Below are 26,253 nucleotides of genomic sequence, written 5' to 3' on the forward strand. Positions count from 1 at the left end.
TGCCGTGGGGCTTCCCCGCCTGGGTAGGAAGGGTGGGGAAGTCGCCAGGTGATCGGCCATGAGTCGTCAATGACCAGCCATTCCGCTGTTGAGAGGCTCTTCGGCTGTTGAGAGCATCTCGGCTGCCGAGATGCGCCTCGGCTGTTGAAGGGCGCCCTGGCGGTTGAAAGGCACTCCGGCTGACGGAGTGCGCTCCCTGCCCGCAAGAAGGCCCTTCTCCCATTCGCAGGGAAGGGCACGCCATTGGGTGCCTTGGTGCTGTTCGGAAAGTTCGCGACTGACGTCGCTCCTGCAACATTCCCCGGGCGACGCTGCCAGCGGTAGCCGCCGATGGCGTGACCGCTCGCCCCGGTGAAACCCCCGGGCCATTCGGCTGTCGGCAAACGGTGCGCAGGGATGGCGGCGAAAATTCCGTGGGCGGTGCTCAGCCTTCGATGCCGGTCTCGCTGCGCAGTGCGCTCTGGTAGCCGCTGAGCGCCAGCCGGGCGCGGGCGAATTCGGCGATCACCAGCGCCACCGCCACCGCCGGGCGTTCCAGCGTGCCGGCGCGGGCACCCAGTTCCACCCGTCGTGCCGCGGCCGACAGCGCCATGGCGCCGACATTGGCCGATGCGGACTTGAGGCTGTGCGCCAGCTCGCGCAACTGCTCCTGGTCGGCGGTCAGCGAGGCTTCCTGCAACTGCCGGATCGTCGGCGGGGTGTCGTCCAGGAACAGGGCGATGATGCGTGCGGTCTCGGCGCCGGCGATCTCCTGCAACTCGTCCAGCACGGCGGTATCCAGCACCGGCAAGGTGGTGGTCTGGCTGGCCGGGGAGCTGGTTTCCTCCGGGACCCGGACGGCCGCCAGCGGGGCGGGCGCCGAGCGTGTCGATCCCTGCGGCCGCCAGCGTTGCAGGCAGGCCTGCAACTGCTCGCGCGAGACCGGCTTGGACAGGTAGTCGTCCATGCCCGCATCCAGGCAGCGCTGGCGGTCGCCGGCCATGGCGTTGGCGGTCATCGCCACGATCGGCAGCCGCGGCGTACCCTGCCGCGCTTCCCATTCGCGCCAGCGGCGGGTGGCGGCATAGCCATCGAGCACCGGCATCTGGCAGTCCATCAGCACCAGTTCGTAGCGGTGCTGGGTCATCTTCGCCAGCGCGACTTCGCCGTTGGTGGCGGTGTCGGTGTCGCATCCCATCATCGCCAGCAGCTTCTGCGCGACCAGCAGGTTGACCGGGTTGTCTTCCACCAGCAGCAGCCGCAGGCCGGCGATCGGGGCGGGCGCACTTGCCTCGCCCGCGGCGGGGGCGTCGGGGATGTCCACGGTGGCCTGCATCGGACTGGCGGGCGGTGCCGCCGGCAGCGACAGCGGGCTGAGCATGCCGCGCAGGTCGGCATCGGCGACCTGCCGCGGCAACAGGTTGCCATGGGCGCGCAGGTCCTCGGGTACCGGCTCGTCGCCATACAGCCACACCAGGCGGATGCCCTGGTAGGCGGGGGTGCGGGTGAGGGCGCGGTGCAGGGCGTGCACGCTTTGGCGCAGCGGGTCGAGATCGCCGATCACCACGTTGAACGGTGGCGGCGAGCCGGGCGGGGTGCTGGCGCGCAGGCGTTCGAGTGCTTCCTGCACGGTGTCCACCGCATGCAGCGAGATGCCCCAGTTGGCCAGCAGCAGGTCCAGCCGCTGGCGCAGGCGCGGTTCCGGCCCGACCAGCAGGGCGCGCGTGGGGGGCTGGCCATCCGGCGGCAGGCGCAGGTCGCCGGCCACTTTCAGCAGCGGAATCTCGAACCAGAAGGTGGAGCCTTTTCCGGGCGCCGATTCCACGCCGATGCGGCCGCCCATCAGGTCGATGATGCGCTTGCAGATCGCCAGGCCCAGCCCGGTGCCGCCGTACAACCGGGTGGTGGAGGCGTCGGCCTGGGTGAAGGAGTGGAACAGCCGTGCCTGCTGCTGCTCGTCGATGCCGATGCCGGTGTCGCGCACCTCGAAGCGCAGCAGGTGCTGGGCGCCGGTTTCGCCCTGGCGGCGGACCTGGATCTGGATGCTGCCGCGCTCGGTGAACTTGATCGCATTGACCACCAGGTTGCTCAGCACCTGGCGCAGGCGTACCGGGTCGCCGCGCACCGACAGCCGCACCGCCGGGTCCAGCTGCAGCGACATGCGCAGGCCCTTGTGCTCGGCCGAGCGCTGCATCAGCTGCAGCATCGCGTCCAGCAGCTCGCGCAGGTTGAAGGTGGTGATCTCCAGCTCCAGCCGGTTGGCCTCCAGCTTGGAGTAGTCGAGGATGTCGTCGACGATGCGCAGCAGCTGCCGCGAGCTGTCGCTGGCGGTGTGCAGCATGTCGCGCTGGTCCGGCGCCAGCTGGCCGCGTGCGATCAGCTCCAGCATCGGGATGATGCCGTTGAGCGGGGTGCGGATCTCGTGGCTCATCGTGGCCAGGAACTCGCCCTTGGCCAGCGCCGCCGCTTCGGCGGCCTGCTTGGCCTGCAGCAGCTGTTGCTCCAGCCGGCCGTGGCGCAGCAGTTCGCGCTGCAGTTCGTCGCGCTCGCTCTCGGCCACGGCCCTGCGCGCCTGGCTGGCTTCGTGGTCGCGTGCCAGCCGTCGCGCGTTCCATGCCGCATAGGCGCCGGCCAGCACGCTGGCGGCGGTGGCCAGCAATGCCAGCAGCGGCCAGGGGCCGGGTGTCGCCCGCCAGGCCAGCAGTGCCGCCACGGTGGCGACCGCCGCGATGGCGGCGGCCAGTGTCGGCGGCAGCATTGCGCTCCCCCCGGTGCGCATGGCTACAGGACCGCGCTCTGGAAGTCGAAGTTGAGTTCGCTGCCGGCCGCCTGCACCACGTTGCCCTGGATGAAGTCGACACCCCCCATCCACATGGCGGCCGCGGCCTGCGGATCCTCGATCTGCTGGCCGATGATCTGCAGGCCGGCGCGGTGCGCGACATCGATCGCGCCGCGCAGTTCATCGCGCAGCGCCGGGTTGTTGTGGCTGCCGGAGAAGCGTGCGGCCATGCGGATGAAGCCCAGCGGCAGCTGGGTCAGCAGCGCGTTGGCTTCCGGGCCGGGTTCGAACTGGCTGAGGCAGAACTGCACCCCGGCCGGCATCAGCCGCGCGCAGAACTGCTGCAGGGTGACGGCGTGGATCAGGGCGTCGGGCAGGCGTACGTCGACCACCAGCGAGGTGCCGGCAACGCCGCGCTCGACCAGCGACTGCAGCAGCCAGTCGGCGAAGGCGTCGCGCGCCAGCGTGCGCAGCGACTGCGAGACGAACAGCCGCAGCGGCGGGGTGGCGTGCTGGTAGAGATGCAGCAGCCCCAGCGAGTGGTCCATCACCTGCTGGTCGAGGTCGACGATGCGGCCGGCCGCCTCGGCGGCCGGGATCACCTGGCCGGCCGAAAGCACGCTGCCGTCGCTCTGGCGCAGCCGCAGCAGCACCTGGTACTGCGCGGTATCGCCGCCGGCCACCGCCACGATCGGCTGGTACGCCAGCTCCAGCTGGCCGTCGAGCAGGGCCAGCTGTTCCTGTGAGTTGCTGTCCTCGCGCGGGACGAAGGCGGCCGCGCCATTGCTGAGCAGGCGCGCCTGCAGCGCGGTGCGCTCCACCGCCTCCAGCGCGGTGCCGGCATCGGCGAAGCCGGCCGACAGCGCGGCGTAGCCGGCCACGGCCCGCAGGTGCACCGATTCCTCGTCGCGGACCAGGAACGGGCGCGCCGACAGCCCAGTGCGTATCGATTGCGCCAGCGCTTCGAGCTGCGCCTCGTCGGCGCCGCGCGTGAGCAGCAGGAAGCTGTTGTCGTTCAGGCGCGCCAGCGGATACGGACTGGCGACCTCGGCCAGGCGCTGTCCGGCCTGCACCATCAGCCGTTCGAACGCGGCATAGCCGTAGCGTTCGCGCAGGCCCAGGGCGCTGGCGACCTCGATGAACAGCAGGCCGCCGCTGGCGCCGTCCTGCAGGGCGGCGGTGAGCTGCTGCATCACGTTGTGGCGGGTCGGCAGCCCGGTTTCCGGGTTGTTCAATGCCGGCGTGGCCGCGCCCGCGTGCTGGGCCTGCTGACGCGAGCGACGGATGCGGTTGGAGACCGCCGCGATCAGGTGCCGTGGCCGGATCGGCTTGGTGAGGAAGTCGTCGGCGCCGCTGTCGAGTACCTCGAACTGGCGTTCCGGGTCCGGGTCGCCGGTCAGGAACACGATCGGCAGCAACTGCTGCTGCGGCTGCTGGCGGATCAGTGCGGTCAGGCGCATGCCGTCCAGGCCGGGCATGTGCAGGTCCATCAGGATCAGGTCGGGGTGGTGTTCGGTGATGGCCTGCTGCACGCCTTCGGCTTCCATCTGCACGATGGCCTGCATCCCGGCGCCGTGCAGCACGCTCTGTGCGAACAGGGCCTGGGAACGGTCGTCCTCGACGATCAGTACCCGGTACGGGGATTCGGGCGCCGCCGCGGCGGCCACGGCGCCGCTGTCGCTGGCCGTCGCGCTGCGGGGCGCTGCCGGGGACGGAGGCGCGGCGATCACTTCGGCCGGCGTCGGTTGCGGCGCTGCCGGAGCCTCGCTGGCCCAGCGCTGCCAATACCCCGGCGGCGGGATTTCCGCGCCGGGGGCGCGTGTTGTCGATGCGACGTTGTCGGTGGCGGCCATCGTTACTCCCTGTATGCGGCGCATTATGCGATGAAGCCTACGGTGGCAGCGAATGCCCGCCACGCGTCGCTGGCGGCGTGCCTGCCCGGGCGCCGAACAGCCAGCGTACACCCCGCGACAGCATCCGCCACGCCAGCCAGACCAGCAGCGCGCCGGTCAGGCTGGCGGCGAGCACGAACGCCAGCGCCAGCCAGGGATGGGCCAGCGCCAGCGCCAGCGCGCCGACCACCACGGTGTCCTCGGCCAGCGAGGCCACCCAGTTGCTGGCCGGCTCCGGCGAGGTGTTGAGCAAGGCCCGCGTTCCGGCCTTCAGGCCGTGGCTGGCCAGGGCGACCCCGGCACCGGCGGCCAGCACCCCGGTGCTGAGTTCGCCGTCGGGCGAGAGCGTGGCCGCGGCCAGGAACGCCCCGGCCGGTACCCGGGCCAGGGTCTGCAGCAGGTCCCAGATCGAATCCACGCCGGGGATCTTGTCGGCGAAGAACTCGGCGATGGCCAGTGCGGCCGACGTGCCCAGCACCCACCACGACTGCGTGGCCTGCAGCGCCGGCGGCAGTTCGACCCAGCCCAGCAGGCCGGCCAGGCCGACGCCGAACACGGTCAGGTATACGCGGATGCCGGCCAGCCACGCCAGCAGGATGCCGATGACGAACAGGTGGGCTTCGGTCATGGTCGCAGCTTCGCGCAGGAATACGCCGGACAGGAGCGACACTATCGATGATGCCCGGGGCGATTGCCAGCCGGCGCGCGGCGGTGGCCGGCCCGGCTGGCATTACACTAGCCCGTCATTTTCCAAAGGAGCGGTGGCGACCCCCGTCCGTTGTGGACGGCGCGCCGGATCCCGTCATGAACGACCGACCTTCATCGCGCTTCCAGATCGTCCACCGTGGCGCACAGCGCAGCCGCCGCTGGTGGGTGGCCGCGATCGCCGTGCCCTGGCTGCTGTCGCTGCTGCTGGCCGGGCTGCTGGGGCGGTTCACCGCGGCCGACGCGGGCGACCTGGGTACGCGGCTGCGCCAGAGCGAGCGCCAGCTGGCCGAACAGCAGCGCACCATCGAGGAGCTGCGCCAGCGCGAGGCCACGCTGCAGGCGTCCGACCGCATCAGCCGCGCGGCCAATACCGAAGTGCAGGCCTCGCTGGCCGAGCGCGACGAGGAAATCGCCGGGTTGCGCGCCGATGTCGCCTTCTACGAGCGGCTGGTCGGCGCCACCAGCCAGCGCAAGGGGCTCAGCGTCCATTCCGCGGAGTTCTCCCCGGAAGCCGCCGGCACCTGGCACTACAGCGTGGTGCTGACCCAGAATCTCAACCGCGGTGCGATCAGCCAGGGGCAGATGCGCTTCTCGGTGGAGGGGGTGAAGGACGGCAAGCTGACCACGGTCAGCTGGGACGAACTGCACCAGCGCAAGGCAGTGCCGGGGCAGGAGTATTCGTTCCGTTATTTCCAGCAATTGAACGGCAGCGTGATGCTGCCCAAGGATTTCACCCCGCAACGTGTGAGAGTCTCTCTGGGTGGCCCGGGTGGGGCCGCGACCCAGAATTTCGATTGGAAACTCGCCGGCAGCGGCAGAGGGGAGTAGGTATGTTCGGTAGCAAGTCCGGCCGTGATGGCCATCTCGTCGTGGACGCGTTGATCGGTCCGCAGGTGGTGATCCGCGGCGACATTGTGTTCAGCGGCGGGCTGTACGTGGAAGGCCGCATCGAGGGCAAGGTGGTGGCCGAGGACGGCGCCAATGCCACCCTGACGCTGGCCGAGCAGGGCTGCATCGAGGGCGAGATACGCGCCTCGGTGGTGGTGCTCAGCGGTCGCCTCGAGGGCGACGTGCACGCCAGCGACCGGGTCGAACTGACGTCCACCGCCCGGGTCGCGGGCAATGTCCACTACCAGGTGGTGGAAATGAGCGCCGGTGCGCAGCTGACCGGGCGCCTGATCCACACCACGTCGGTGACCGCGCTGCCGTCGCCGGCCGCCGGCGAGGAAAAGGCCGCGCTGAAGCTGGCTGCCTCCAGCGCTTGAATCGGCCGTCGGCCGCCCCCATGCTGGGCGCATGAGTACGCTTGTCTCCCTGCCCGGTGCGCCGGCCGCCGCGCCCGACTACCAGTCGCTGGACCGTCCGTTGAATTTCACCGCGGCCGCCGCCGCCAAGGTGCGTGAGCTGATCCAGGACGAAGGCAACGATGCCCTGGCCCTGCGCGTCTACATCCAGGGCGGCGGCTGTTCCGGATTCCAGTACGGCTTCGAGTTCGACGAGAACCGGGCCGAGGACGATCTGGCGGTCGATACCGATGGCGTCACCCTGCTGGTGGATCCGCTCAGCCTGCAGTACCTGATGGGCGCGGAAGTGGACTACAGCGAGAGCCTGACCGGCGCCCAGTTCGTGATCCGCAATCCCAACGCCCGCACCACCTGCGGCTGCGGCAGCAGTTTCACGGTGTGACGGCGCGCCGCCTGCGGGCGGCGGGTTGCGGCTGCCACGCTTTGCCGGCACGCTCTGCCGGATGCCGAACACATCACTGGAGTTTGCCGGCTACGCCTTTGCAGGCGAGCCGCTGGACCGCGCCGACACGTTGCGCGGAGATGCCGAGGCGCTGGCCGGGCTGTGGCCCGCGGCGCGGATACTGGTACTGGACCACGACGGCAACGCCTACGCCGATGACGAAGGCCGCCCGCTGCCGTTGACCGGCGCGGAACTGGGCGGCGGCCCGGGCACGGCGATCTTCCTCGGGCTGCGCGAGGGTCGTGCCCATTTTTCGCTGGAATCGGAGGCGGTGCCGGTGCAGGCGCCGCGCCGCGTCGACCTGCGCCAGGCCGCGGCCAGCTGGCCGGCCGCCGACTCCAGCCTGTTCTGCTATGCCCGCGGCATGTCCTACTGGCAGTCGCGGACCCGCTTCTGCGGCGTCTGCGGCGGCGCCGTCGCATTCGACCGCGGCGGCTTCGTCGGCCATTGCCGGCAATGCGGCAACGAACACTATCCGCGGGTGGATCCGGCGGTGATCGTCGCGGTCGAGAACGATGGCCGGCTGCTGCTGGGCCGGCAACCGAACTGGGCGCCGCGGCGCTGGTCGGTGATCGCCGGTTTCGTCGAGCCGGGCGAATCGCTGGAGCAGACCGTGGCCCGCGAGGTGTTCGAGGAAACCCGGGTGCGGGTGCGCGAGTGCCGCTACCTGGGTACCCAGCCATGGCCGTTCCCCGGCGCGCTGATGCTGGGCTTCCGCGCCAGCGCCGAGGACGACGCGCCGACCGTGGACGGCGAACTGGAGGACGCGCGCTGGTTCACCGTCGACGAGGTGGCCGCTGCGCTGCGCCGCGAACACGAGGACGATGGCCAGGGCATCCTGCTGCCGCCGAGGATCTCCATCGCACGCAGCCTGATCGAGCATTGGTACCATCGCACGCGTGGTTGAGCCGGCCTGCCCGCGCCTGGCCCATCCCGCCGCGGCAGCGTTGCCGCATACGAAGCGCTGACGGCCACGGACTAGAATCGAGCCAGGAGGATTTCCATGTTCACGACCCTGGTCGCGGTGATCGTCGCGCTGGTGCTGGGCCATGTGGCACCGGCCCTGGTGGCGTCGCTGCGCCGCTTCGACTGGTACGGCAGCTGGGTGCGCTGGCTGGATGCGCAGGGCGGGGAGGGCAGCTTCTGGCGCAGCCGCTACGGCATCGCCTTGGCGATAGTGCCGTTGCTGCTGCCGGTGGCACTGCTGCAGTGGTTGCTGGACGGCTGGTGGCTGGGCCTGCCGGCACTGTTGTTCGGGGTGGTGGTCATGACCCTGTGCTGGGGGCCGCGCGACCTGGACCGGGACGTGGAGGCGGTGATCGATGCCGACGATGCCACCACCCGGCATGCCGCCATCGCCCAGCTGCAGGCGGCAGGCGGCAGCCTGCACCAGGACGTGCCGTCGCTGGTGGAGGCGACCATGTTCAACGCGCTGCGGCGCTGGTTCGCCACATTGCTCTGGTTCCTGCTGCTGGGGCCGGTGGGCGCGGTGGCGTACCGGCTGCTGGCGCTGGTGGTGGAAGGGCCGTTCGCGGTACTGCTGCCGGTGGAAAACGGCCGCGGCGCGCGGCGCGCGCTGGAAGTGATGGAGTGGCCGGTGGCGCAGCTGATGGCGCTGTCGATCGCGCTGGTGGGCAATTTCGACACGGTATTCACCGCCTGGCGCACGGCCGAAGGCGGGCGCTGGTCGCTGTCGGCCGCGTTCCTGGGGGCGGTGGCCCGCGCCAGCGTCAGCGCCGAGCTGCGCGAGGAGGCGCACGACTACGCCGATGCCGGCATCGCGCCGGTCTGGCGGCGACTGCCGGAACTGCGCGACGTGATGGGCCTGGTCTGGCGGATGCTGCTGCTGTGGCTGGTGCTGCTGGCGTTGCTGATCATCGCCGGCTGGGTGAGTTGAAGAGGCGCCGTTCGCCTCAGCGGCCGTCGGTTCCCCTTCGGTCGCGACTGACGTCGCTCCCACATTGCATTCCTGCCATCTGTAGGAGCGACGTCAGTCGCGACCTTTTCGAGCGGAAGGCGCCGATCCTGACGGACGCGTCGCCACGCGCCGGAAGCGTTTCCGCCGGCAGGGTGTTTTGCGCTCAGCCCGGCGCGAGCAGGGTAAACGGGAACCAGGGCAGGTTGCGGGCGACCCAGTAAACCGGCAACAGAACCAGCCACAGCTTCGGCTCCATCACCACCTTCATCAGCGGCTGCAACCAGCGCGGTTGCCAGCCATGGGACCAGGCCACCAGCAGCGGTACCAGTGCCAGGGTGAGCAGCGCGAGCGGGTTCATCGCGAAGGCGCCGGCGATGTCGCCGTGCACCAGCGCGTGCAGGGCGCGGGTCAGGCCGCAGCCGATGCAGTAGTAGCCGGTGAAGGCGCGGAACATGCACGGCGGGAAGGGATTGCCTTCGGCGTTGGGATCGAAGTTCCACAACAGCCATACGCCAGCGGGGATCGCGATCGCGACCCCCGCCAGCATTGCGACCTTCAACGGTCGTGGAGCATTGGTCATGCGTGCGCTTACTGGTACTGCTGCAGCATTTCCATGTAGCCGGTGGTGCCGACCGTGGCGAAGTAGACGATGTTGATCAGCAGGCCGATGATCGCCAGCGCAGTGGCCACCCAGCACCAGGTCTTGGCGTTGTCCGAGGCGCGACGGGCACCGTCGATGTCGCCCTGGGCCAGCAGCGAGTTGACCTTGGACGAGAACACGATCGCGACGATGCCCACCAGGCCCAGCGGGCAGCACAGGCAGGTGGCGAGCACGGTGGCGACGATCGCCCATGCAAGGTGGTTGGGAATGCTGCCGGGGGCGGTGCCGACGGGCGGGACGCTGCTCATGGAAATCTCCTGGGTTGAGGGAAAAGCGGTTCAGCGGGATTTGCAGGAATTGGCCGCGGTCAGGGGCGAGACGATCATCGCCAGGATCCAGCATAGCGGCGCGGTGATGAAACCGATGAAGACGAACATCAGCAATACGTTGACGAACAGCAGTCCCCAGTAGCCGAACATGAAGAGCAGCCCGGTACCGACGTTGCCCGCGTACATGTGGCCGATGCCGAAGGTCTGGAAGAAGAACCCCGGCAACACCTCCAGCAACGCGGCGGTACCGCCGGACTTGTGCGGGTGGTAGTAGTGGTGGACCTGGGTGGGCGTGACGCTTTCCGCCACGGGAACGGGCGGAGGCGGTTGAGACTGCATCGGATTCCCCTGCTTCAAAGTCATGACGGTCGCCTGGCGGATGCCCGCGCCCCCGGCGGCCATTATCGCCGCTAGCCTAGCGACAGCGGTGGTGCGCCGTAAAGCACCACCGGCTCATGCCTCGTCGTTGCGCAGTTCCCTGACCTGCCGTTCCAGCGTCGCCGCGTCGGCCGCGGCGCCATCCAGCGGCGCGGCCGCCACCACCTCGACGTGCGCGCGGAAGCGCCGCGGCACCCGCATCCGGCCCAGGCGGCTGTCGCGACGGCTCCACATGCTGGTCCACATGCCCTTGAGCGCCATCGGCACCACCGGCACCGCGCGGCGCTGCAGGATCTTCTCCACGCCGGACTTGAACGGCGCCATCTCGCCATCCCTGGTCAACGCGCCCTCGGGGAAGATGCAGACCAGCTCGCCCTCGGCCAGTGCCGCGTCCACCGCGTCGAAGGCGCGCTGCATCAGCCCGGCGTCCTCCTTCGGGCTGGCGATGGGAATGGCCTTGGCGGTGCGGAAGATCCAGCGCAGCACCGGGATGTTGAAGATCCGGTAATACATGACGAAGCGCACCGGGCGCGGCACCACCGCCGCCAGGATCAGCGCGTCCATGTAGCTGACGTGGTTGCAGACCAGCAGCGCCGCGCCCTCGTCGGGCACGTTGGCCTCGATGCCGCGCACGCGCAGCCGGTACAGCGTGCGCACCATCAGCCAGCTGAGGAAGCGCATCAGGAACTCGGGCACGATGCTGAAGATCCAGATCGCCACCAGCGTGTTGGCGATGGCCAGCGCGAGGAACAGCTGCGGGATGCTCAGGCCGGGCATCGGCACGGTGTGGCCGAACAGCGTCAGTTGCTTCAGTTGCAGCAGCAGGCCGATGACCGCGGCCAGCACGATGAAGCCGGAGTTCTGGATGTTCAGAGCGGCGAACACGCGCGACATCTCCGATTTCGGCGTGCGGCTCTGGATCAGCGCGAACAGCGGCACCACGAAGAAGCCGGTGAACAGGCCGATGCCGAGCAGGTCGACGATGATGCGCGTGCTGCCCGGCTGCTGCGCGAACTGCGCCAGCGAAAGGCCTTGCGCGGTGGCGGTGCCGGCGCGGGCGAAATACAGGTCGAGCAGGAACGCGCTCATGCCGAACGCGCCCAACGGCACCAGGCCGATTTCGACGGTGCGCGCCGACAGCTTCTCGCACAGCAGCGAGCCGGTGCCGGTGCCGATGGAGAACAGTGCCAGCGCGAAGATGTAGAGCGTGGGTTCGCCGCCGAGGTTGACCACCGCATAGCTGGGCAGCTGCGAGGTCAGCACGGTGCCGACGAACCAGAACCACGACACGCCGAGGATGGCGTTGCGCACCGCCAGCTGCTTCCTGGCCATGCGCAGCACCGCCACCGATTCGGGCAGCGGATTCCAGTTGATCTTCAGGTCCGGGGCGCCGGCGTCCACGCGCGGGATCCGCCGCGCCACCAGGTTGCCGGCCACCGCCAGCGCGATCACCACGGTGGCCGCGGTCGCCGGACCGTGGCTGCCGGCGACCTGGAAGATCAGGCCACCGACGATCATGCCGGTCAGGATCGACAGCGAGGTGCCCATCTCCACCAGGCCGTTGCCGCCGGTCAGCTCCTCCGGCTTGAGGATCGAGGGCAGCACCGAGTACTTCACCGGGCCGAACAGGGTCGATTGCATGCCGGTGCAGAACAATGCCACCAGCAGCACCGGCATGCTCTGGGTGAGGAAGCCGATGGCGGCCAGCGACATGACCGCGATCTCCATCGTCGTGGTGATCACGATCAGCCGCTGCTTCTCCAGCTTCTCGGCGATCTGCCCGGCGATGGCCGAGAACAGGAAGTAGGGCAGGATGAACAGCGCCGGTGCCAGGTTGGTGTAGAGCGTGCGCTGGTCGTCGTCCACGCCCAGGAAGAACAGCAGGCCGATGATCGCCTGGCGGTAGACGTTGTCGTTGAACGCGCCCAGCGCCTGGACGATGAAGAACGGCAGGAAGCGGCGCTGCCGCAGCAGGGAAAACTGGCTATGACCGGACATCGGCCCTCCTTGGTTGCGCCGCAGCCTAGCAGACACCGGCGGCGTCCGGCTTGTCGGCGTCCGGCCGCTCAGCCCGGCAGCGCGGGGGCGGCCGCGGCCGGTGCGGGCGGTTGCGGTGCGCTGGCGGCATTGGCGGCCTCGCGCAGCCGCGGCAGCAATTGCAGCATCAGCGCCAGCTGGGTGCGGATCAGCCGCAGGCGGCCGTCGAGCTCGTCGGGCATCTGCTCCAGCGCCTGCGCCAGGGCGGCATCGGCGCTTTCGTCGGCGGCCGGCAGCGGCTGCCGCGCCGACAGCGCGGCGGCGATCCGTTCCAGCGCCTGGCGCAGGTGCTCGCCGCCCTGGCCGATCAGCGCATCGTCGCCGTAGCCGTCCAGGCGCACGCGGTGCGCGCCCAGTGCCGACAGGTAGCCCAGCAGGGTGTTGGACAGGGCCAGGAAGCGGAAGCCGGCGTCCAGGTTGCGGCGCAGGTAGCCCGGCTCGCGCAGCATGTTGCCCAGCGCGGCCGAGAGCGCGGCGTCGGCGTTGTGCATGTCGCGGCGGGCGACGCGGTAGGGCAGGTCGTCGCGCATGCCGCTGTGGTACTGCCCCAGCACCTCCTGCAGGTAGCGGGCGCAGCTGGCCACCACGTTGGCCATTACCAGGTGCAGGCGCCGGCCCTGCCAGTCGGGCAGGATCAGGAACGACGCGGCGGCGGCGATCAGGCAGCCGATCAGGGTATCGAGCAGGCGCGGCCAGATCAGCACGAAGCCGTCGCCGAGCAGGTTGAAGCACACCAGCGCCATCACCGTGATCGCGGCGGTGGCGAGCAGGTAGCGGTCGCTGCGGGTGACGAAGAACAGCAGCGCGGCCAGCAACGCCAGCAGCAGCTGCGCCTCGGTGCCGGGGAACAGCTGCATCAGCGCCCAGGTGGCGACCAGGCCGACGACGGTGCCGGCCATGCGCTGCACCAGCCGCAGGCGGGTGGCGCCGTAGTGCGGGCGGCAGACGAACACGGTGGTGAGCAGGATCCAGTAGCCGTTGCGCACGTCCAGCAGGTGGGTCAGCGCGTAGCCGCAGACCAGCGCGATGGCCACGCGCAGGCCATGGCGGAACAGCACCGAGCCGGGCGTGAGCTGCTGGCGCAGGCGCAGCGCCATCTCCCCCAGGGTGTGCGGGGTGGAATCGCGCAGGCGGGTGTCGATGTTGTCCAGCGTGCTGTCGGCGAGCGAGGCCTCGGACAGCTGCCGCTCGATCGTGCGCAGGTTGCTGCACAGCAGTTCCAGCGAGCCGAGCAGTCGGCGCCAGCCGGGGGTGTGCTGGGTGTGCAGGAACGCCAGCGAGGCGTCCAGGTCGGCCATCGCCTGCCGGGTATGTTCGCCGTAGACGAACGGCTGGCGCAGGCGGATCGCCTCGCCCAGCCGCGCGCAGGCCTTGCCCTGCATCTCCAGCACGCGGTGGCAGCGGTACAGCACGTCGCTGTGGAAGAAGGCCTCGGTCAGCGCCTCGTACGGGTAGTGCGAGGAACTGGCGCGCTCGTGGAAGTCCTGCGCCATGTAGTACAGGCGGAAGTACAGCCCGGACTGCACGCCGGGCCGGCCGGAGCGGCCGAAGCGGGCCAGGATCGCGCCCTTGGCGGCGTTGAGCGCGGCCACCACCCGTGCGTTCTGCTCGGCCAGCGCCAGCCGCCGCGCCTGCAGGGTGTCCTCGCGCACCGGTTCGAACAACGCCGCCTTCAGCCGCAGGTAGCGGCCCAGCTCCACGAACAGCCGCGCCAGCCGCTCGCGCACCGGGCGGTTGGCGAACAGCGCCGTCCATAGGATCGACAGCAGCCCGTACCAGGCCGCGCCGATGAGCAGGTGCGCGGCCTCGCGCCAGGCCAGCGACGGGCCGCCGCCGCCGAGCTGGTCCAGCGCGATCATGGTGTAGATGGCCAGCGTCACCGTGGCCTGGGCGATGGAGGCGTAGCGCTCGCCCAGCGCGCCGAGCAGGGTCAGCGCGAACGCCGCCAGCGCCAGCGCCGCGGCGAACGGCAGCGGATGCGGGAACAGCGCGATCACCGCCGCCGCGGCGCCGGCGAAGCACAGCAGCGACAGCAGCACCGACTTGCTGCGGCCCCATACGTTGTCGTCGGTCTCGGCGATGGCGCTGGCGATGATGCCCAGGAACAGCCCCGGTATCGCCTGCAGCATCTGCTGCTGCCAGCACACCGCCAGCACCGTGGTCAGCGCGATGAACACCCGCAGCCCGTAGCTGGCCTTCTCATGGGCCCACAGGCGGCTGAGGCGGGATTCGACTGCGGGCATCGGCGAAAGGCGCGGCGGCGGCATGCGCCATTATCGCCCGCGGTCGCCCGTCCATGGCGGGCAGCCGCACAAGTCGTGCCGCGGGCGCGCGTCGTCGGGGTACGGCGGCACGCGGGCAGGAGCGGGGAGGGAAACCCCTGCCGGTGCGTGCCGCCGCACGAAAGCTCACAGTTCCAGTTGCACGCTCAGCGCGTAGGTGCGCGGCTCGCCGTAGCCGTTGCCGTCGCGGGTCCAGTAGCGGCGGTCGCCCAGGTTGGTGATCTCGGCGCGGAAGGTCACCGGACGCTGGTTCCAGCGGGTGCGGTAGTTGGCGCCGGCATCGACCAGGGTGAAGCCGGGCAGTTCCAGCAGGTTGTCGTCCTCGTACATGACCGCGTCGTAGCGCTTGACCGCGCCATGCAGGCTCAGGCCCGGTACCGCGGCCAGTTCGTAGTTGCTGTTGAGCGTGGCCTGGAACTTCGGCGTCAGGTGCGGGCGGTTGCCCAGCACCGCGGGTGCGGTGCGCAGGAACTCGGCGTCCAGCCAGGTGGCGCCGGCGCCGACGGTCCAGCCGGGCAGCAGCTGCAGGCGCCCGCCCACGTCCACGCCCTCGTAGCGGACTTCGCCGTCCTGCACGTAGTAGTTGTCGGCATTGCCGTAGCCGGCGCCGCGCTCGATGCGGAATACGGCCGCGTCCACGCCCCAGCGCGGCGCGTCGATCTTGTAGCCCAGCTCGTACTGGTGGCTTTCCAGCGGCGGCAGCAGCTCGTTGCGGTTCTCGTACTGGATGCCCGCCGTGCTGCCGCGTTCCAGCGATTCCACGTAGCTGGCGTACAGGGTCTGGTCCTGGCGCGGCTTGAACAGCAGCGCCAGCGTCGGCGTGGTCGCGGATTTCTCGTAGCTGCCGGTATGCGCGCCGGCCGGGTTCCAGCTGTCCTGCCGGTAGCGGGTGTGGCGCAGGCCGAGCAGCGCCTGCCAGTGCTCGCCGAAGTGGAGCGTGTCGCTGGCGAAGGCCGAGGCCTGCTCGACCCGGCTGCCGCGGTAGGTGTCGCGCGAATGGCTGCTGTGGTACTCCAGCCCGCTGGGCAGGTAGAGGTTGGAGTAGCCCAGCACGCTCCAGCTGTTGACCCGCGCCCAGCCGCTGTCGGCCTGCTGCCAGTCCAGCCCGGCCACCAGCTGGTGGCGCACCGCGCCGGTTTCGATCTGGCCCTCGAGCAGCGCCTGCGCCATGTAGTTCTCGGCACGGTTGCCCAGGTCGTAGATGTAGGTGGTGGTGTCGCCCTCGCGGTTCTGCACGTAGTCCCAGATCTTGTTGATCGCCGAGCGGTACTTGCTGTAGCTCAGGTCCAGGCGCGCGCTCCACTGCTCGCCGATCCGCCACTTCAGAGCGGTCATCGCCGCCTGGGTCTCGACGTTGTAGTAGGTGTCGTGGATGGCGCGGCTGCGGCGCGCATCCAGCCGCCGCGGCAGCACGCCGTCGGTGTAGCTGGCGAAGTACACCACCGGCGATTCGTTCTCCAGCTCGCGGTTCTGGTAGACCAGGTCCGCGGTCCAGGCAAGGGTCTCGCCCAGGCGCGCGTCCCAGCCCAGCGCGAGCATGCTGCGGTCGATATGGCTGTCGTTGTAGGTGTCGCCGTTCTCCTGCACCGCGTTGATGCGGTAGCCGAAGCGTTCGTCCTCGCCGAAGCGGCGGCTGTTGTCGAGGTGCGCGCTGAACACGCCGCCGTCGCGGTAGCCCAGGGTCAGGCTGGTCAGCGGCGTGTCGGTGGGCTTCTTGGTGATGTAGTCGAGGATGCCGCCCGGCGCGCCGAAGCCGTACATGAAGCCGGCCGCGCCCTTGAGCAGCTGCACCTGCTCCATCATCTCGTACGGCCACTGCGAACCGTAGGTGTACAGCGGCGTGCCGTTGAGCTTGAAGCTGGTGCTCTCGTGCAGGCGCAGGCCGCGCACGGCGATGGTGCTGTGCCAGCTGCTGTTGTAGGCGCCGACGTTGCCGGAGACCGACGGGTCGGCGATGAAGGCCTGCGCCAGCGAGTTGACCTGGCGGTCCTGCAGCTGCGCGCTGTCCACGCGGGTGATCGAGAACGGAGTGTCGACGATCGCGCGCTCGCCCAGCGCGCCGGCGCTGGAACGGCCGCGTTCGGCGGTGACGCGGATGGCGTCCAGGTCGGTGGCGTCGTCGCTGCGGTCGGGGGTTGCCGGCTGCGCCTGGGCGAGCAGCGGCAGCAGCGCGGCGGCCAGCAGTGCCGCGCGGGGCATGCGCCGGGGGGCCGGCCGGTGGACGGCAGGAGTGGGGGAAGCCAGCAGGTGCATCGATCGATCCTCCGCGGACAGCCGCTGACCGTCCGCCATCAGGGAAAGCGGTGGGGAAGGGATGGCTGGGTCGCGGAACTTCCCGAGGACTCGGGAGCGATCGCCGCAGGCGGCGTAGACACTGGCTAATGAGAATTGTTCTCTTTTGTGGGCGGGCGGTCAACGGAAAACCGCGGGCGGCGAGCCTGTGCCTGCCGCAGGCCGCCGTATCCCGGGCGTGGACCGGTCGCCGTCCTGCCGCGGGTAACATCGGGGTTTGCCCGTTGGAGAGCCCGGCCATGCACCTGCGCTACCTGCTTCCCCTGCTGCTGGCCCTGCCGGCCGCCGCCCCCGCGCAGGATGGCGCGCCGCCGGCCGACATGCGCGCGCTGCAGCCGCAGATGAGCGCCTGGCGCCGCGACATCCACCAGCATCCCGAACTCGGCGGGCAGGAAGTGCGCACCGCGCAACTGGTCGCCGACCAGCTGCGCGCGCTGGGCCTGGAGCCGCGCACCGGGCTGGCCCATACCGGCGTGGTCGCGGTGCTCAAGGGAGGCAGGCCCGGCCCGCGCATCGCGCTGCGCGCCGACATGGATGCGCTGCCGGTGAAGGAGGAAACCGGGCTGCCGTTCGCCTCCACCGCGACCACCACCTACCGCGGGCAGCCGGTCGGGGTGATGCACGCCTGCGGCCACGACATGCACGTGGCGATCCTGCTGGGCGTGGCGCAGGCGCTGGCGGCGCGCAGGGACACGCTGCCGGGCGAGGTGATGTTCGTGTTCCAGCCTTCGGAGGAAGGCCCGGCCGAACCCGGCGCGCCGTTCGGGGCGAAGATGATGCTGGACGAAGGCGTGTTCGCCGATTTCATGCCCGACGCGGTATTCGGCCTGCACGTGTGGGCTGGGCTGCATACCGGCCAGGTCGGTTTCCGCAGCGGGCCGTCGCTGGCCAGCGCCGACGAGTGGACGCTGACCGTGCGCGGCCGCCAGACCCACGGTTCGCGGCCGTGGGACGGGGTGGACCCGATCACCATCGGCGCGCAGATCCTGCTGGGCACGCAGAGCATGATCGCGCGCCAGGTGAACATCGCCGCCACCCCGGTGGTGCTGACCGCCGGCCAGTTCAACAGCGGCGTGCGCTTCAACATCATCCCCGACCAGGCGGTGCTGGTCGGTACGCTGCGCACCTTCGACCCGGCCATGCGCGAGGACGTGATCGCGCGCTTCCGCCGCATCGCCGACGATTACGCCCATGCCGGCGGCGGCAGCGCCGAGCTGGAAGTGCTCGGCAACGCGCCGGCCACGGTCAACGATCCGGTGCTGGCGCGCGGCGTCGCCGCCTCGCTGCAGCGGGCGGTGGGGGCGGACAACGTGGTCGAGATGCCGTTGGTGACGGTGGCCGAGGACTTCTCGCAGTTCGCCAACGTGGCGCCGGGCGCGTACTTCTTCGTCGGTACCACCCCGATGGACAAGGACCCGGCGACGATGCCGATCAACCACTCGCCGCACTACGCGCCGGACGAGGCGGCGCTGGAGGTCGGCAGCCGCGCGCTGCTGCAGGTGGCGCTGGACCATCTCGCCGGCGGCACACCGCGCTGAGGCGGGCGCCGGCGCGCCTAGGCGGGCTGCGACGCCGTCGCGGCACGCATGGCGCGGTAGCGCTGTTCCAGTTCCTGGCGGATCTCGCGGCGCTGCCGCCCCTGCTCGAACCGGCGCCGTTCCTCGGGCGTGTGCGGCTCGCGCGGCGGCACCGGCGTGGGCCGCCCGTCCTCGTCCACCGCGACCATGGTGAAGAAACAGCTGTTGGTGTGGCGCACCGCGCGGGCGCGGATGTCCTCGGTGATGACCTTGATCCCCACTTCCATCGAGCTGCGGCCGGTGTAGTTGACCGAGGCCAGGAAGCTGACCAGCTCGCCGACCTGGATCGCCTCGCGGAAGGTCACCTGGTCCACCGACAGCGTCACCACGTAGCTGCCGGCGTAGCGGCTGGCGCAGGCGTAGGCGACTTCGTCGAGCAGCTTGAGCAGCGCGCCGCCGTGCACCTTGCCGGAGAAGTTGGCCATGTCCGGCGTCATCAGCACGGTCATGCTCAGTTGGGCGCTGCCTGGGGTCATGCGGAAGGAGCCGGTGGCGATGGGTTCGAGGGTGGCATGTTCGCCGCGCGCAGGAAATCGACGAACACGCGCAGCTTGGGCGCGAGCTGCTCGCGCGAAGGGTAGTACAGGTGGAAGCCGGGGAACGGCGGCTGCCAGCCGTCGAGCAGGCGCAGCAGCCGGCCGGCGGCGACGTCCTGCTCGGCGGCGGCCTCGAACACCTGCGCCAGCCCCAGCCCGGCGATCGCCGTGCGCCGGCCCAGGCCGCTGTCGTTGAACACCAGCGTGCCGCGGACCTCGACGCTGAAGTCGTGGCCGTCGCGGGTGAATTCCCAGGGCATGATCCGGCCGTCGCTGCGGCGGTAGCGGATGCAGGCGTGCCCGACCAGCGCTTCGGGCGTGGCCGGCGGCGGATGCCGCCGCAGGTAGTCCGGCGCGCCGACCACCACCAGCCGCTGCGGCGGTCCCAGCGGCACCGCGACCATGCCGTCGGCCAGCGACTCGCCCAGGCGGATGCCGGCATCGAAGCCCTCGGCCACCAGGTCGGTCAGCGCCGCCTGCACTTCCAGTTCGACCTCGACCTGCGGGTAGCGGGCGCAGAACGCCGGCAGGAACGGCAGCACCAGCCGCTCGACGGCGATCCGCGGCGCGGTGACGCGCAGGCGCCCGGCCGGCACGTCGCGGGTCTGCTCCAGCGCCTGCAGCGCGCCGCCGATGCGGGCCAGCGCGGGCGCGGTCTCGCGCAGCAGGCGCTCGCCCGGTTCGGTCAGGCCGACCCGGCGCGTGGTCCGGTGCAGCAGCCGGGTGCCGAGCCGGCGCTCCAGGCTGCGCACCGTCTGCGACAGCGCCGACGGCGACACCGCCAGCTCGGTCGCGGCGCGGCTGAAGCTGGCGTGCCGGGCGACGCAGGCGAACGCGGCCAGCGCCGGCAGCAGCGAGGGGTCGATTGTGAAGTCGGGCTTCATTCCGAATGCGGATTATCCGGGTTTATCCGCGGCCGGGCCACCGCCTACAGTGGCCTCCCCCTCTTCCACCGGAGCTGGCAATGAAGACCCGTACCCTCGGCCGCAACGGCCCCACCGTCTCCGCCCTCGGCCTGGGCTGCATGGGCATGAGCGCGTTCTACGGCGGCCGCGGCGACGATGCGGCCGCGATCGCGGTGATCCACCGCGCGCTGGAGCGCGGCGTGACCCTGCTCGACACCGCCGACATGTACGGCCCGCACACCAACGAGGTATTGGTCGGCCGTGCCATCGCCGGCCGCCGCGGGCAGGTGTTCCTGGCCACCAAGTTCGGCGTGCTGCTCGACGCCCACGACCCGCAGGCGCGCGGCGTCGATGGCCGCCCCGAATACGTGCAGGCCGCCTGCGAAGCCAGCCTGAAGCGGCTGGGCGTGGACCACATCGACCTGTACTACCAGCACCGGGTGGACCCGCAGGTGCCGATCGAGGACACGGTCGGCGCGATGGCGCGGCTGGTCGAGCAGGGCAAGGTACGTTTCCTCGGGCTGTCCGAGGCCGCGCCGGAAACCATCCGCCGCGCGCACGCCACGCACCCGATCACCGCGCTGCAGACCGAGTATTCGCTGTGGTCGCGCGAGCCGGAGCAGAACGGCGTGCTGGCGACCGTGCGCGAGCTGGGCATCGGCTTCGTGCCGTACTCGCCGCTGGGCCGCGGCTTCCTGACCGGCGCGATCCGCACGCCGGAGGATTTCGAGCCCGGCGACTACCGCCGCAACTCGCCGCGTTTCCAGGGCGGCAACTTCGCGCGCAACCTGGCGCTGGTGGAGCAGGTGCGGGCGATCGCGGCGGCCAGGGGCGTGACGCCCGGACAACTGGCGTTGGCCTGGGTGCTGGCGCAGGGCGAGGACCTGGTGCCGATCCCGGGCACCAAGCGCGTGGCCTACCTGGAGGAGAACCTGGGCGCGCTGGACGTGGCGCTGGAGGCCGACGACCTGGCTCGCATCGACGCGGTGTTCCCGGTCGATGCCGCCGCCGGCGCGCGCTATCCGGCCGCCAGCATCGGCAGCGTGCACCGCTGAGGCAGAAACAACAACGCCGTAGAGCGGAGCTTGCTCCGCTGGAGTGTTACCGGGAAAGCGCCCAGCGGAGCAAGCTCCCAGCGGAGCAAGCTCCCAGCGGAGCAAGCTCCGCTCTACGGGGCATGGGTGTCTATTGCCGTTCGCGCTCGATCGCGCGCCAGCCGATGTCGTTGCGGTGGAACTCGTTGGCCCAGGTGATCGCCTCCACCCCGGCGTAGGCGTTGCGCTGCGCATCGGACACGCTGTCGCCCAGCGCGGCCACGCACAGCACGCGGCCGCCGGCGCTGACCACGTTGCCGGCGGCGTCCAGCGCGGTGCCGGCATGGAACACCTTGGCGCTGGCCGGCACGGCATCCAGGCCGGAGATCGCATCGCCGGTCCTCGGCGATTCCGGGTACGGCGCGGCGGCCATCACCACGCCCAGCGACGGGCGCGGGTCCCACTGCGCCTGCACCGCGTCGAGCCTGCCGTCGATGGCGGCCTCGACCAGCTCGACCAGGTCCGACTGCAGCCGCAGCATCACCGGCTGGGTCTCCGGGTCGCCGAAGCGCACGTTGAACTCGATCACCTTCGGCGCGCCGGTGGCGTCGATCATCAAACCCGCATAGAGGAAGCCGGTGAACGGCGCGCCGTCGGCGACCATGCCGGCCACGGTCGGCTCGACCACCTCGCGCATGACCCGCGCGTGCACCTCGGGGGTGACCACCGGCGCCGGCGAATAGGCGCCCATGCCGCCGGTGTTGGGGCCGCTGTCGCCGTCGCCCACGCGCTTGTGGTCCTGGCTGGTGGCCATCGGCAGCGCGGTGCGGCCGTCGACCATCGAGATGAAGCTGGCTTCCTCGCCTTCGAGGAATTCCTCGATCACCACCCGCGCGCCGGCATCGCCGAAGGCGTTGCCCGACAGCATGTCGCGCACCGCGGCCTCGGCCTCTTCCAGCGTCGTCGCCACGATCACGCCCTTGCCGGCGGCCAGGCCGTCGGCCTTGATGACGATGGGCGCGCCCTTGTCGCGCACGTAGGCCAGCGCGGCATCGGCGTCGGTGTGCACGGCGTAGAACGCGGTGGGAATGCCGTGGCGGGCGAGGAAATCCTTGGCGAAGGCCTTGCTGCCCTCCAGCTGCGCGGCGGCGGCGGTCGGGCCGAAGATGCGGTGGCCGGCGGCGCGGAAGCGGTCGACCACGCCGGCCACCAGCGGCACTTCCGGGCCGACCACGGTCAGGCCGATGCCTTCGGCCCGTACCAGCGCCAGCAGGCCGTCGAGGTCGGTGACCTTGACCGCGACGTTGCGGCACTTGGGCTCGGTCGCGGTGCCGGCGTTGCCGGGGGCGACGATCACCTCGGATACGCGCGGCGATTGCGCCAGCTTCCAGGCCAGGGCGTGTTCGCGGCCGCCGGAGCCGATGACGAGGACTTTCATGGACGTGGACATGGGGATCGGAACCGGAGGAGGAGACGATCGCGTCTCAGGTGAACAGGGAAACCAGGTTGATGGCGCACAACGCGACCAATACCCCCCACCACACCATCAGCTTGCGCAGCGACAGATGGAAACCCAGGCCGACGGCCAGGTGGAGCGCAAATGCCAGGCCGCCGATGGCGAACAGGCGGCCGGACTCCTGGTGAAGGCTGGTCGCATGCGTGTATGACACCGAGCAAGCGGGATAGAAGCTCCACAAGCAGTCGAAGAAATATCCCAGCTTGGTGCGCGTGGCCAGGCCCAGCGTGCCGCCCAGCATCAGCAGGCTGAAGAACACCATCGAGATGCCGATGTAGCCGATCCATTTGGCCTTCTCCATGCCCGCAGGAGCCGCCGATGCGTGTTTCGTCGCCGCCCGCGGTTGCGGCGCTGCCGGGGTGGCCGGCATGACGATGCCACGTTCGGCCAGTTCCTCGCGCGCCAAGCGGCGCACCGATGCGGCATATCCATCGTCGTCGCTGGCGGCGATGCGTCGCAGCGCCTCGTCATTGAGGGTGCGATGCCGTTCGCGTATCGCGTCGATGTCGAGGTCGCTGTACGTCATGCGTTCGTGCCGTTGCGTTGACCGTGGGGCGCGCCAGCATAGCGCAGCGTCTTCGGCCAGGCGAAACGCAGCCGCGGGCGGCGCATGCCGGCTTCAGGCGGTGGGCAACGCCCTTGCATACCTGGCCGGCACGTGGTCGCTGCGGATCCCGACGGTCGAACGCCGAGCGGATCAGTGGCGGAAATGCCGCACGCCGGTGAACACCATGGCGATGCCGTGCTCGTCGGCCGCGGCGATCACCTCGGCGTCGCGCATCGAGCCGCCCGGCTGGATCACCGCGCTGATGCCGGCTTCTGCGGCGGCATCCAGGCCATCGCGGAACGGGAAGAACGCATCGGAAGCCATCACCGAGCCCGGCACCACCAGGCCCGCATCGCCGGCCTTGATGCCGGCGATGCGCGCCGAGTACACGCGGCTCATCTGCCCGGCGCCGACGCCGATGGTGCGCTGGTCCCTGGCATAGACGATGGCGTTGGACTTGACGAACTTGGCCACCTTCCACGCGAACAGCAGGTCGGCGAACTGCGCTTCGGTGGGCGCCACCTTGCTCACCACCTTCAACTCGTCGCGCAGCACCACGCGGTCGTCGGCGCTCTGCAGCAGCAGGCCGGAGCCGACCCGCTTGCTGTCGACGAAGCCCGGCGTCGCCGCCGCGACGGGGATGCGCAGCACGCGCACATTGGCCTTCTTGGTCGCGTAGTCCAGCGCGGCCGGCTCATAGTCCGGGGCGATCAGCACTTCGACGAACTGGCGGTCGAGGATGGTCTTCGCGGTGGCCGCGTCCAGGGTGCGGTTGAAGGCCAGGATGCCGCCGAAGGCGCTGGTCGGGTCGGTGGCGTAGGCCTGTTCGTAGGCGGCACCGACGTCGGCGGCCACCGCCACGCCGCACGGGTTGGCGTGCTTGACGATGACGCAGGCCGGCGCGTCGAACTGGCGCACGCATTCCCACGCCGCATCGGCGTCGGCGATGTTGTTGTAGCTCAGTTCCTTGCCCTGCAGCTGGGTGAACGTCGCCAGCGAGCCGGGGGCCGGGTGCAGGTCGCGGTAGAACGCGGCCTGCTGGTGCGGGTTCTCGCCGTAGCGCAGGTCCATCACCTTGACGAAGGTGGAGCTCATCTGCGCCGGGAAGGCCTGGCGCGCCGGCACCGTGGTAGCGGTGTCGGTGACCGAGGAGAGGTAGTTGCCGATGGCCGCGTCGTACTGGGCCACGCGGTTGAACGCGGCCACCGACAGTGCGAAGCGCTGCCGCGCCGACAGTCGGCCGTCGTTGGCGTCCAGTTCGGCCAGCAGTTCGGGGTATTGCGACGGATCGGTCGCCACCGCCACGCGCGCGAAGTTCTTGGCCGCGCTGCGCAGCATCGCCGGGCCGCCGATGTCGATGTTCTCCACCGCCTCGGCCAAGGTGCAGTCGGCGCGCGCGGTCACCGACTCGAACGGGTACAGGTTCAGCACCAGCAGGTCGATCGGGGCGATGCCGTGCTGCGCCATCACCGCGTCGTCGGTGCCGGCACGGCCGAGCAGGCCGCCGTGCACCATCGGGTGCAGGGTCTTGACCCGGCCGTCCATCATTTCCGGGAAGCCGGTGACATCGGACACGTCCTTGACCGGCAGCCCGGCCTCGCGGATCGCCTTGGCGGTGCCGCCGGTGGACAGCAGCTCGACGTTGCGGGCGGCCAGGGCGCGGGCCAGGTCGATCAGGCCGGTCTTGTCGGAAACGGACAGCAGGGCCCGACGCACGGGCAGGAAATCAGCGGACATGGGGGACAGGTGGGAGCGAAGCGGGCCGATATTGTAGCGGCGCCGTCACATCCGTGGCCGGCCGGGACCGCATCCACGCCCCTCGACGCCGCAGGAGCGAGGTGAGTCGCGATGGAGCCTTGCCCGGGAAAGCGCTGTCGCGACTCAGGTCGCTCCTGCAGGCTCCTGCAGGGGTGCGGCTCAGGCCAGCCCGTATTCCTTGAGCTTCTTGCGCAGCGTGGCGCGGTGGATCCCCAGCATCGCCGCGGCGCGGCTCTGGTTGCCCTCGCAGTGGTTGAGGATTTCCACGAACAGCGGGATTTCCATTTCGCGCAGCACGATCTCGTACACGTCGTCTGCATCGCAGCCATTGAGGTCGCGCAGGTAGCGTCGCACCGACTGGGCGACATGTTCGCGCAGCGGCGGCTTCGGCGCGCCACGACTGCTGTCAGGACGGGTGGGGGCTGCGTTCAAGGGACGTTCCGGGTGACGATGGCCGCGGGCGCTGGGCGAGCGGCGGGAGGAGCGAGTCTAGCGCGTGGACCGGATGCCCGCCACGCCGACGGTCGCTGAATCCGGTCTCAGCGGAACTCGAAATTGAAGGCGACGGTAGCGGCGGCCGGCTCGCGCAGGCGGAACGCAATCTGTGCGCTCTGTCGGGGTTCCAGCCGTTGCGACAGGTCGCCGTCCGGGCCCAGATAGTCCTGCGGCAGGAACACGCGGCTGCCGATCACGCGGCCGTCGGCATCGGACAGCGACAGCTGCAGCGCCGGCCATGCCTGCGCCCAGCGCGCATCGTTGCGGAAGCTGGCATGCACCTGCAGCGCGCCGGGGTGGCCGGGCACCGGGCGTACCTCGCGGCTGAGCATGGTGAAGGCGGCCGGTTCGTGCCACGGCGGCAGCGTGCAGCGCAGCACCGCGCACAGCGCGCCGACCAGCGGCCGGGTGCTGGCGTCGGCGGCCAATCGCGCGCGGTCGGCCACGGCGATCTGCACCAGCAGCAGCACGCCCAGCCCGGCCGCCAGCAGCCATTGCCAGCGTGGTGCGCGGGTGGCGGGCACTCGGGCCGTACTGCGCAGGAAGCTGGGGGCGGCGGCGCGGGGAGCGCTGGCCGCCACCGCGACCGGCGCCGCGGTTTCGACGGCATCGGCCGTTGCGGTATCGGCAGGGGCGTCGGTTGCGGTTTCCGCCTCGGCATCGGTTGCCGTGGCGTCGTCGTTGCCGTCGCCGCCATCGGCTGCGGCAAGCGCGTCATCGCCGGTTTCCGGGTCAGCGGCGCCGGCGCCCGTCGCGTCGTCTTCCGTGCCGGTGGGCATCGGCACGGCATCGACCGGCAACGGTGCCGGTTCGGCCGCGTCGGCCGGTGGTTCCGGTGCCGCGGGCGTTGCCGGTTTGTCGCCGGCATCGTTGCGCGCGCCGCGCAGGAAGGTGGCGAGCGGGCGGCGCGGCGGTGTGGTTTCTTCGGTCATGTGCGATCGGGG

23 protein-coding genes are annotated in these 26,253 nt (G+C 70.5%); 7 read left to right on the plus strand and 16 right to left on the minus strand.

Features of this window, described 5'->3' with window-relative positions; all coding sequences use genetic code 11:
• Window positions 1-424: 424 nt before the first annotated feature.
• The 3 genes from OK345_RS10450 to OK345_RS10460 are packed head-to-tail and all read right to left on the minus strand — an operon-like array spanning window position 425 to window position 5,278.
• Window positions 425-2,722 (minus strand): ATP-binding protein, encoded by a 2,298-nt coding sequence (locus tag OK345_RS10450; protein WP_425510964.1) that lies wholly within the window; start codon window positions 2,720-2,722, stop codon window positions 425-427.
• Between the two features lie 38 nt (window positions 2,723-2,760).
• Entirely contained in the window at window positions 2,761-4,611 is a 1,851-nt protein-coding gene (locus OK345_RS10455) for an EAL domain-containing protein (protein WP_265127913.1), read from the minus strand.
• Between the two features lie 37 nt (window positions 4,612-4,648).
• A complete protein-coding gene (locus tag OK345_RS10460; RefSeq protein ID WP_265127914.1) occupies window positions 4,649-5,278 on the minus strand; it encodes a DUF4126 domain-containing protein in 630 nt (209 codons plus the stop codon).
• Between the two features lie 176 nt (window positions 5,279-5,454).
• Between OK345_RS10460 and OK345_RS10465 the strand changes: the two genes are divergently transcribed.
• The 5 genes from OK345_RS10465 to ampE all read left to right on the plus strand — a co-directional run bounded on the left by OK345_RS10465 (window position 5,455) and on the right by ampE (window position 9,001).
• Window positions 5,455-6,186, plus strand: a complete 732-nt coding sequence (locus OK345_RS10465) for a DUF6776 family protein (RefSeq protein WP_265127915.1) — start codon at window positions 5,455-5,457, stop codon at window positions 6,184-6,186.
• Between the two features lie 2 nt (window positions 6,187-6,188).
• Complete coding sequence (locus tag OK345_RS10470) at window positions 6,189-6,623, plus strand: bactofilin family protein (RefSeq protein WP_265127916.1); 435 nt, start codon at window positions 6,189-6,191, stop codon at window positions 6,621-6,623.
• A 31-nt stretch (window positions 6,624-6,654) separates the two neighbouring features.
• Complete coding sequence (gene erpA, locus OK345_RS10475) at window positions 6,655-7,044, plus strand: iron-sulfur cluster insertion protein ErpA (RefSeq protein ID WP_265127917.1); 390 nt, start codon at window positions 6,655-6,657, stop codon at window positions 7,042-7,044.
• Between the two features lie 61 nt (window positions 7,045-7,105).
• Window positions 7,106-8,011, plus strand: coding sequence for an NAD(+) diphosphatase (gene nudC, locus OK345_RS10480; protein ID WP_265127918.1), 906 nt, complete (start codon window positions 7,106-7,108; stop codon window positions 8,009-8,011).
• Between the two features lie 96 nt (window positions 8,012-8,107).
• Window positions 8,108-9,001: a regulatory signaling modulator protein AmpE gene (ampE, locus tag OK345_RS10485; protein WP_265127919.1), complete on the plus strand. Its 894-nt coding sequence runs from the start codon at window positions 8,108-8,110 to the stop codon at window positions 8,999-9,001.
• 184 nt (window positions 9,002-9,185) lie between these two features.
• Here the strand turns inward: ampE and OK345_RS10490 are convergent, their stop codons facing one another.
• The 6 genes from OK345_RS10490 to OK345_RS10515 form a co-directional block, all read right to left on the minus strand.
• Window positions 9,186-9,569, minus strand: a complete 384-nt coding sequence (locus tag OK345_RS10490; protein WP_265127920.1) for a DUF2752 domain-containing protein — start codon at window positions 9,567-9,569, stop codon at window positions 9,186-9,188.
• Window positions 9,570-9,610: 41 nt separating this feature from the next.
• Window positions 9,611-9,931 carry a CD225/dispanin family protein gene (locus tag OK345_RS10495; protein WP_265127921.1) on the minus strand — a complete coding sequence of 107 codons (321 nt, stop codon included), beginning with the start codon at window positions 9,929-9,931 and terminating at the stop codon, window positions 9,611-9,613.
• 30 nt (window positions 9,932-9,961) lie between these two features.
• Entirely contained in the window at window positions 9,962-10,315 is a 354-nt protein-coding gene (locus OK345_RS10500) for a TM2 domain-containing protein (protein WP_265127922.1), read from the minus strand.
• A 90-nt stretch (window positions 10,316-10,405) separates the two neighbouring features.
• On the minus strand, window positions 10,406-12,328 hold the full coding sequence (locus OK345_RS10505; RefSeq protein ID WP_265127923.1) for an MFS transporter: 1,923 nt from the start codon (window positions 12,326-12,328) through the stop codon (window positions 10,406-10,408).
• A gap of 68 nt (window positions 12,329-12,396) precedes the next feature.
• Complete coding sequence (gene yccS, locus OK345_RS10510; RefSeq protein ID WP_265127924.1) at window positions 12,397-14,610, minus strand: YccS family putative transporter; 2,214 nt, start codon at window positions 14,608-14,610, stop codon at window positions 12,397-12,399.
• 165 nt (window positions 14,611-14,775) lie between these two features.
• Window positions 14,776-16,848 (minus strand): TonB-dependent siderophore receptor, encoded by a 2,073-nt coding sequence (locus OK345_RS10515; RefSeq protein ID WP_265127925.1) that lies wholly within the window; start codon window positions 16,846-16,848, stop codon window positions 14,776-14,778.
• 332 nt (window positions 16,849-17,180) lie between these two features.
• On the opposite strand from OK345_RS10515, the gene OK345_RS10520 reads away from it, so the two are divergent.
• Window positions 17,181-18,479 (plus strand): amidohydrolase, encoded by a 1,299-nt coding sequence (locus OK345_RS10520; RefSeq protein WP_265127926.1) that lies wholly within the window; start codon window positions 17,181-17,183, stop codon window positions 18,477-18,479.
• A 17-nt stretch (window positions 18,480-18,496) separates the two neighbouring features.
• Here the strand turns inward: OK345_RS10520 and OK345_RS10525 are convergent, their stop codons facing one another.
• Window positions 18,497-18,994 (minus strand): acyl-CoA thioesterase, encoded by a 498-nt coding sequence (locus tag OK345_RS10525; protein WP_265127927.1) that lies wholly within the window; start codon window positions 18,992-18,994, stop codon window positions 18,497-18,499.
• On the minus strand, window positions 18,991-19,938 hold the full coding sequence (locus OK345_RS10530) for a LysR family transcriptional regulator (protein ID WP_265127928.1): 948 nt from the start codon (window positions 19,936-19,938) through the stop codon (window positions 18,991-18,993). The genes OK345_RS10525 and OK345_RS10530 overlap by 4 nt, the downstream gene beginning before the upstream one ends.
• Before the next feature lie 80 nt (window positions 19,939-20,018).
• On the opposite strand from OK345_RS10530, the gene OK345_RS10535 reads away from it, so the two are divergent.
• Window positions 20,019-21,014, plus strand: coding sequence for an aldo/keto reductase (locus OK345_RS10535; protein ID WP_265127929.1), 996 nt, complete (start codon window positions 20,019-20,021; stop codon window positions 21,012-21,014).
• 130 nt (window positions 21,015-21,144) lie between these two features.
• Here the strand turns inward: OK345_RS10535 and purD are convergent, their stop codons facing one another.
• The 5 genes from purD to OK345_RS10560 form a co-directional block, all read right to left on the minus strand.
• Window positions 21,145-22,431, minus strand: coding sequence for a phosphoribosylamine--glycine ligase (gene purD / locus OK345_RS10540; RefSeq protein WP_265127930.1), 1,287 nt, complete (start codon window positions 22,429-22,431; stop codon window positions 21,145-21,147).
• 46 nt (window positions 22,432-22,477) lie between these two features.
• Entirely contained in the window at window positions 22,478-23,035 is a 558-nt protein-coding gene (locus OK345_RS10545; protein WP_265127931.1) for a hypothetical protein, read from the minus strand.
• Window positions 23,036-23,206: 171 nt separating this feature from the next.
• Window positions 23,207-24,793 carry a bifunctional phosphoribosylaminoimidazolecarboxamide formyltransferase/IMP cyclohydrolase gene (gene purH, locus OK345_RS10550; RefSeq protein WP_265127932.1) on the minus strand — a complete coding sequence of 529 codons (1,587 nt, stop codon included), beginning with the start codon at window positions 24,791-24,793 and terminating at the stop codon, window positions 23,207-23,209.
• A gap of 180 nt (window positions 24,794-24,973) precedes the next feature.
• Complete coding sequence (fis, locus tag OK345_RS10555; RefSeq protein ID WP_265127933.1) at window positions 24,974-25,246, minus strand: DNA-binding transcriptional regulator Fis; 273 nt, start codon at window positions 25,244-25,246, stop codon at window positions 24,974-24,976.
• A gap of 107 nt (window positions 25,247-25,353) precedes the next feature.
• Entirely contained in the window at window positions 25,354-26,241 is an 888-nt protein-coding gene (locus tag OK345_RS10560) for a DUF3426 domain-containing protein (RefSeq protein ID WP_265127934.1), read from the minus strand.
• Window positions 26,242-26,253 lie beyond the last annotated feature (12 nt).

Origin of the sequence: Xanthomonas chitinilytica, assembly GCF_026107455.2 — a bacterium.
Lineage (GTDB): Bacteria > Pseudomonadota > Gammaproteobacteria > Xanthomonadales > Xanthomonadaceae > Stenotrophomonas > Stenotrophomonas chitinilytica.

Bases quoted from the DNA above. Each gene is read 5' to 3' on its own strand.
- OK345_RS10455 (WP_265127913.1), bottom strand. From the start codon at position 4,611: ATGGCCGCCACCGACAACGTCGCATCGACAACACGCGCCCCCGGCGCG.
- OK345_RS10460 (WP_265127914.1), bottom strand. From the start codon at position 5,278: ATGACCGAAGCCCACCTGTTCGTCATCGGCATCCTGCTGGCGTGGCTG.
- OK345_RS10465 (WP_265127915.1), top strand. From the start codon at position 5,455: ATGAACGACCGACCTTCATCGCGCTTCCAGATCGTCCACCGTGGCGCA.
- OK345_RS10470 (WP_265127916.1), top strand. From the start codon at position 6,189: ATGTTCGGTAGCAAGTCCGGCCGTGATGGCCATCTCGTCGTGGACGCG.
- erpA (WP_265127917.1), top strand. From the start codon at position 6,655: ATGAGTACGCTTGTCTCCCTGCCCGGTGCGCCGGCCGCCGCGCCCGAC.
- nudC (WP_265127918.1), top strand. From the start codon at position 7,106: ATGCCGAACACATCACTGGAGTTTGCCGGCTACGCCTTTGCAGGCGAG.
- ampE (WP_265127919.1), top strand. From the start codon at position 8,108: ATGTTCACGACCCTGGTCGCGGTGATCGTCGCGCTGGTGCTGGGCCAT.
- OK345_RS10490 (WP_265127920.1), bottom strand. From the start codon at position 9,569: ATGCTGGCGGGGGTCGCGATCGCGATCCCCGCTGGCGTATGGCTGTTG.
- OK345_RS10495 (WP_265127921.1), bottom strand. From the start codon at position 9,931: ATGAGCAGCGTCCCGCCCGTCGGCACCGCCCCCGGCAGCATTCCCAAC.
- OK345_RS10500 (WP_265127922.1), bottom strand. From the start codon at position 10,315: ATGACTTTGAAGCAGGGGAATCCGATGCAGTCTCAACCGCCTCCGCCC.
- OK345_RS10505 (WP_265127923.1), bottom strand. From the start codon at position 12,328: ATGTCCGGTCATAGCCAGTTTTCCCTGCTGCGGCAGCGCCGCTTCCTG.
- yccS (WP_265127924.1), bottom strand. From the start codon at position 14,610: ATGCCCGCAGTCGAATCCCGCCTCAGCCGCCTGTGGGCCCATGAGAAG.
- OK345_RS10515 (WP_265127925.1), bottom strand. From the start codon at position 16,848: ATGCCCCGCGCGGCACTGCTGGCCGCCGCGCTGCTGCCGCTGCTCGCC.
- OK345_RS10520 (WP_265127926.1), top strand. From the start codon at position 17,181: ATGCACCTGCGCTACCTGCTTCCCCTGCTGCTGGCCCTGCCGGCCGCC.
- OK345_RS10525 (WP_265127927.1), bottom strand. From the start codon at position 18,994: ATGACCCCAGGCAGCGCCCAACTGAGCATGACCGTGCTGATGACGCCG.
- OK345_RS10530 (WP_265127928.1), bottom strand. From the start codon at position 19,938: ATGAAGCCCGACTTCACAATCGACCCCTCGCTGCTGCCGGCGCTGGCC.
- OK345_RS10535 (WP_265127929.1), top strand. From the start codon at position 20,019: ATGAAGACCCGTACCCTCGGCCGCAACGGCCCCACCGTCTCCGCCCTC.
- purD (WP_265127930.1), bottom strand. From the start codon at position 22,431: ATGAAAGTCCTCGTCATCGGCTCCGGCGGCCGCGAACACGCCCTGGCC.
- OK345_RS10545 (WP_265127931.1), bottom strand. From the start codon at position 23,035: ATGACGTACAGCGACCTCGACATCGACGCGATACGCGAACGGCATCGC.
- purH (WP_265127932.1), bottom strand. From the start codon at position 24,793: ATGTCCGCTGATTTCCTGCCCGTGCGTCGGGCCCTGCTGTCCGTTTCC.
- OK345_RS10560 (WP_265127934.1), bottom strand. From the start codon at position 26,241: ATGACCGAAGAAACCACACCGCCGCGCCGCCCGCTCGCCACCTTCCTG.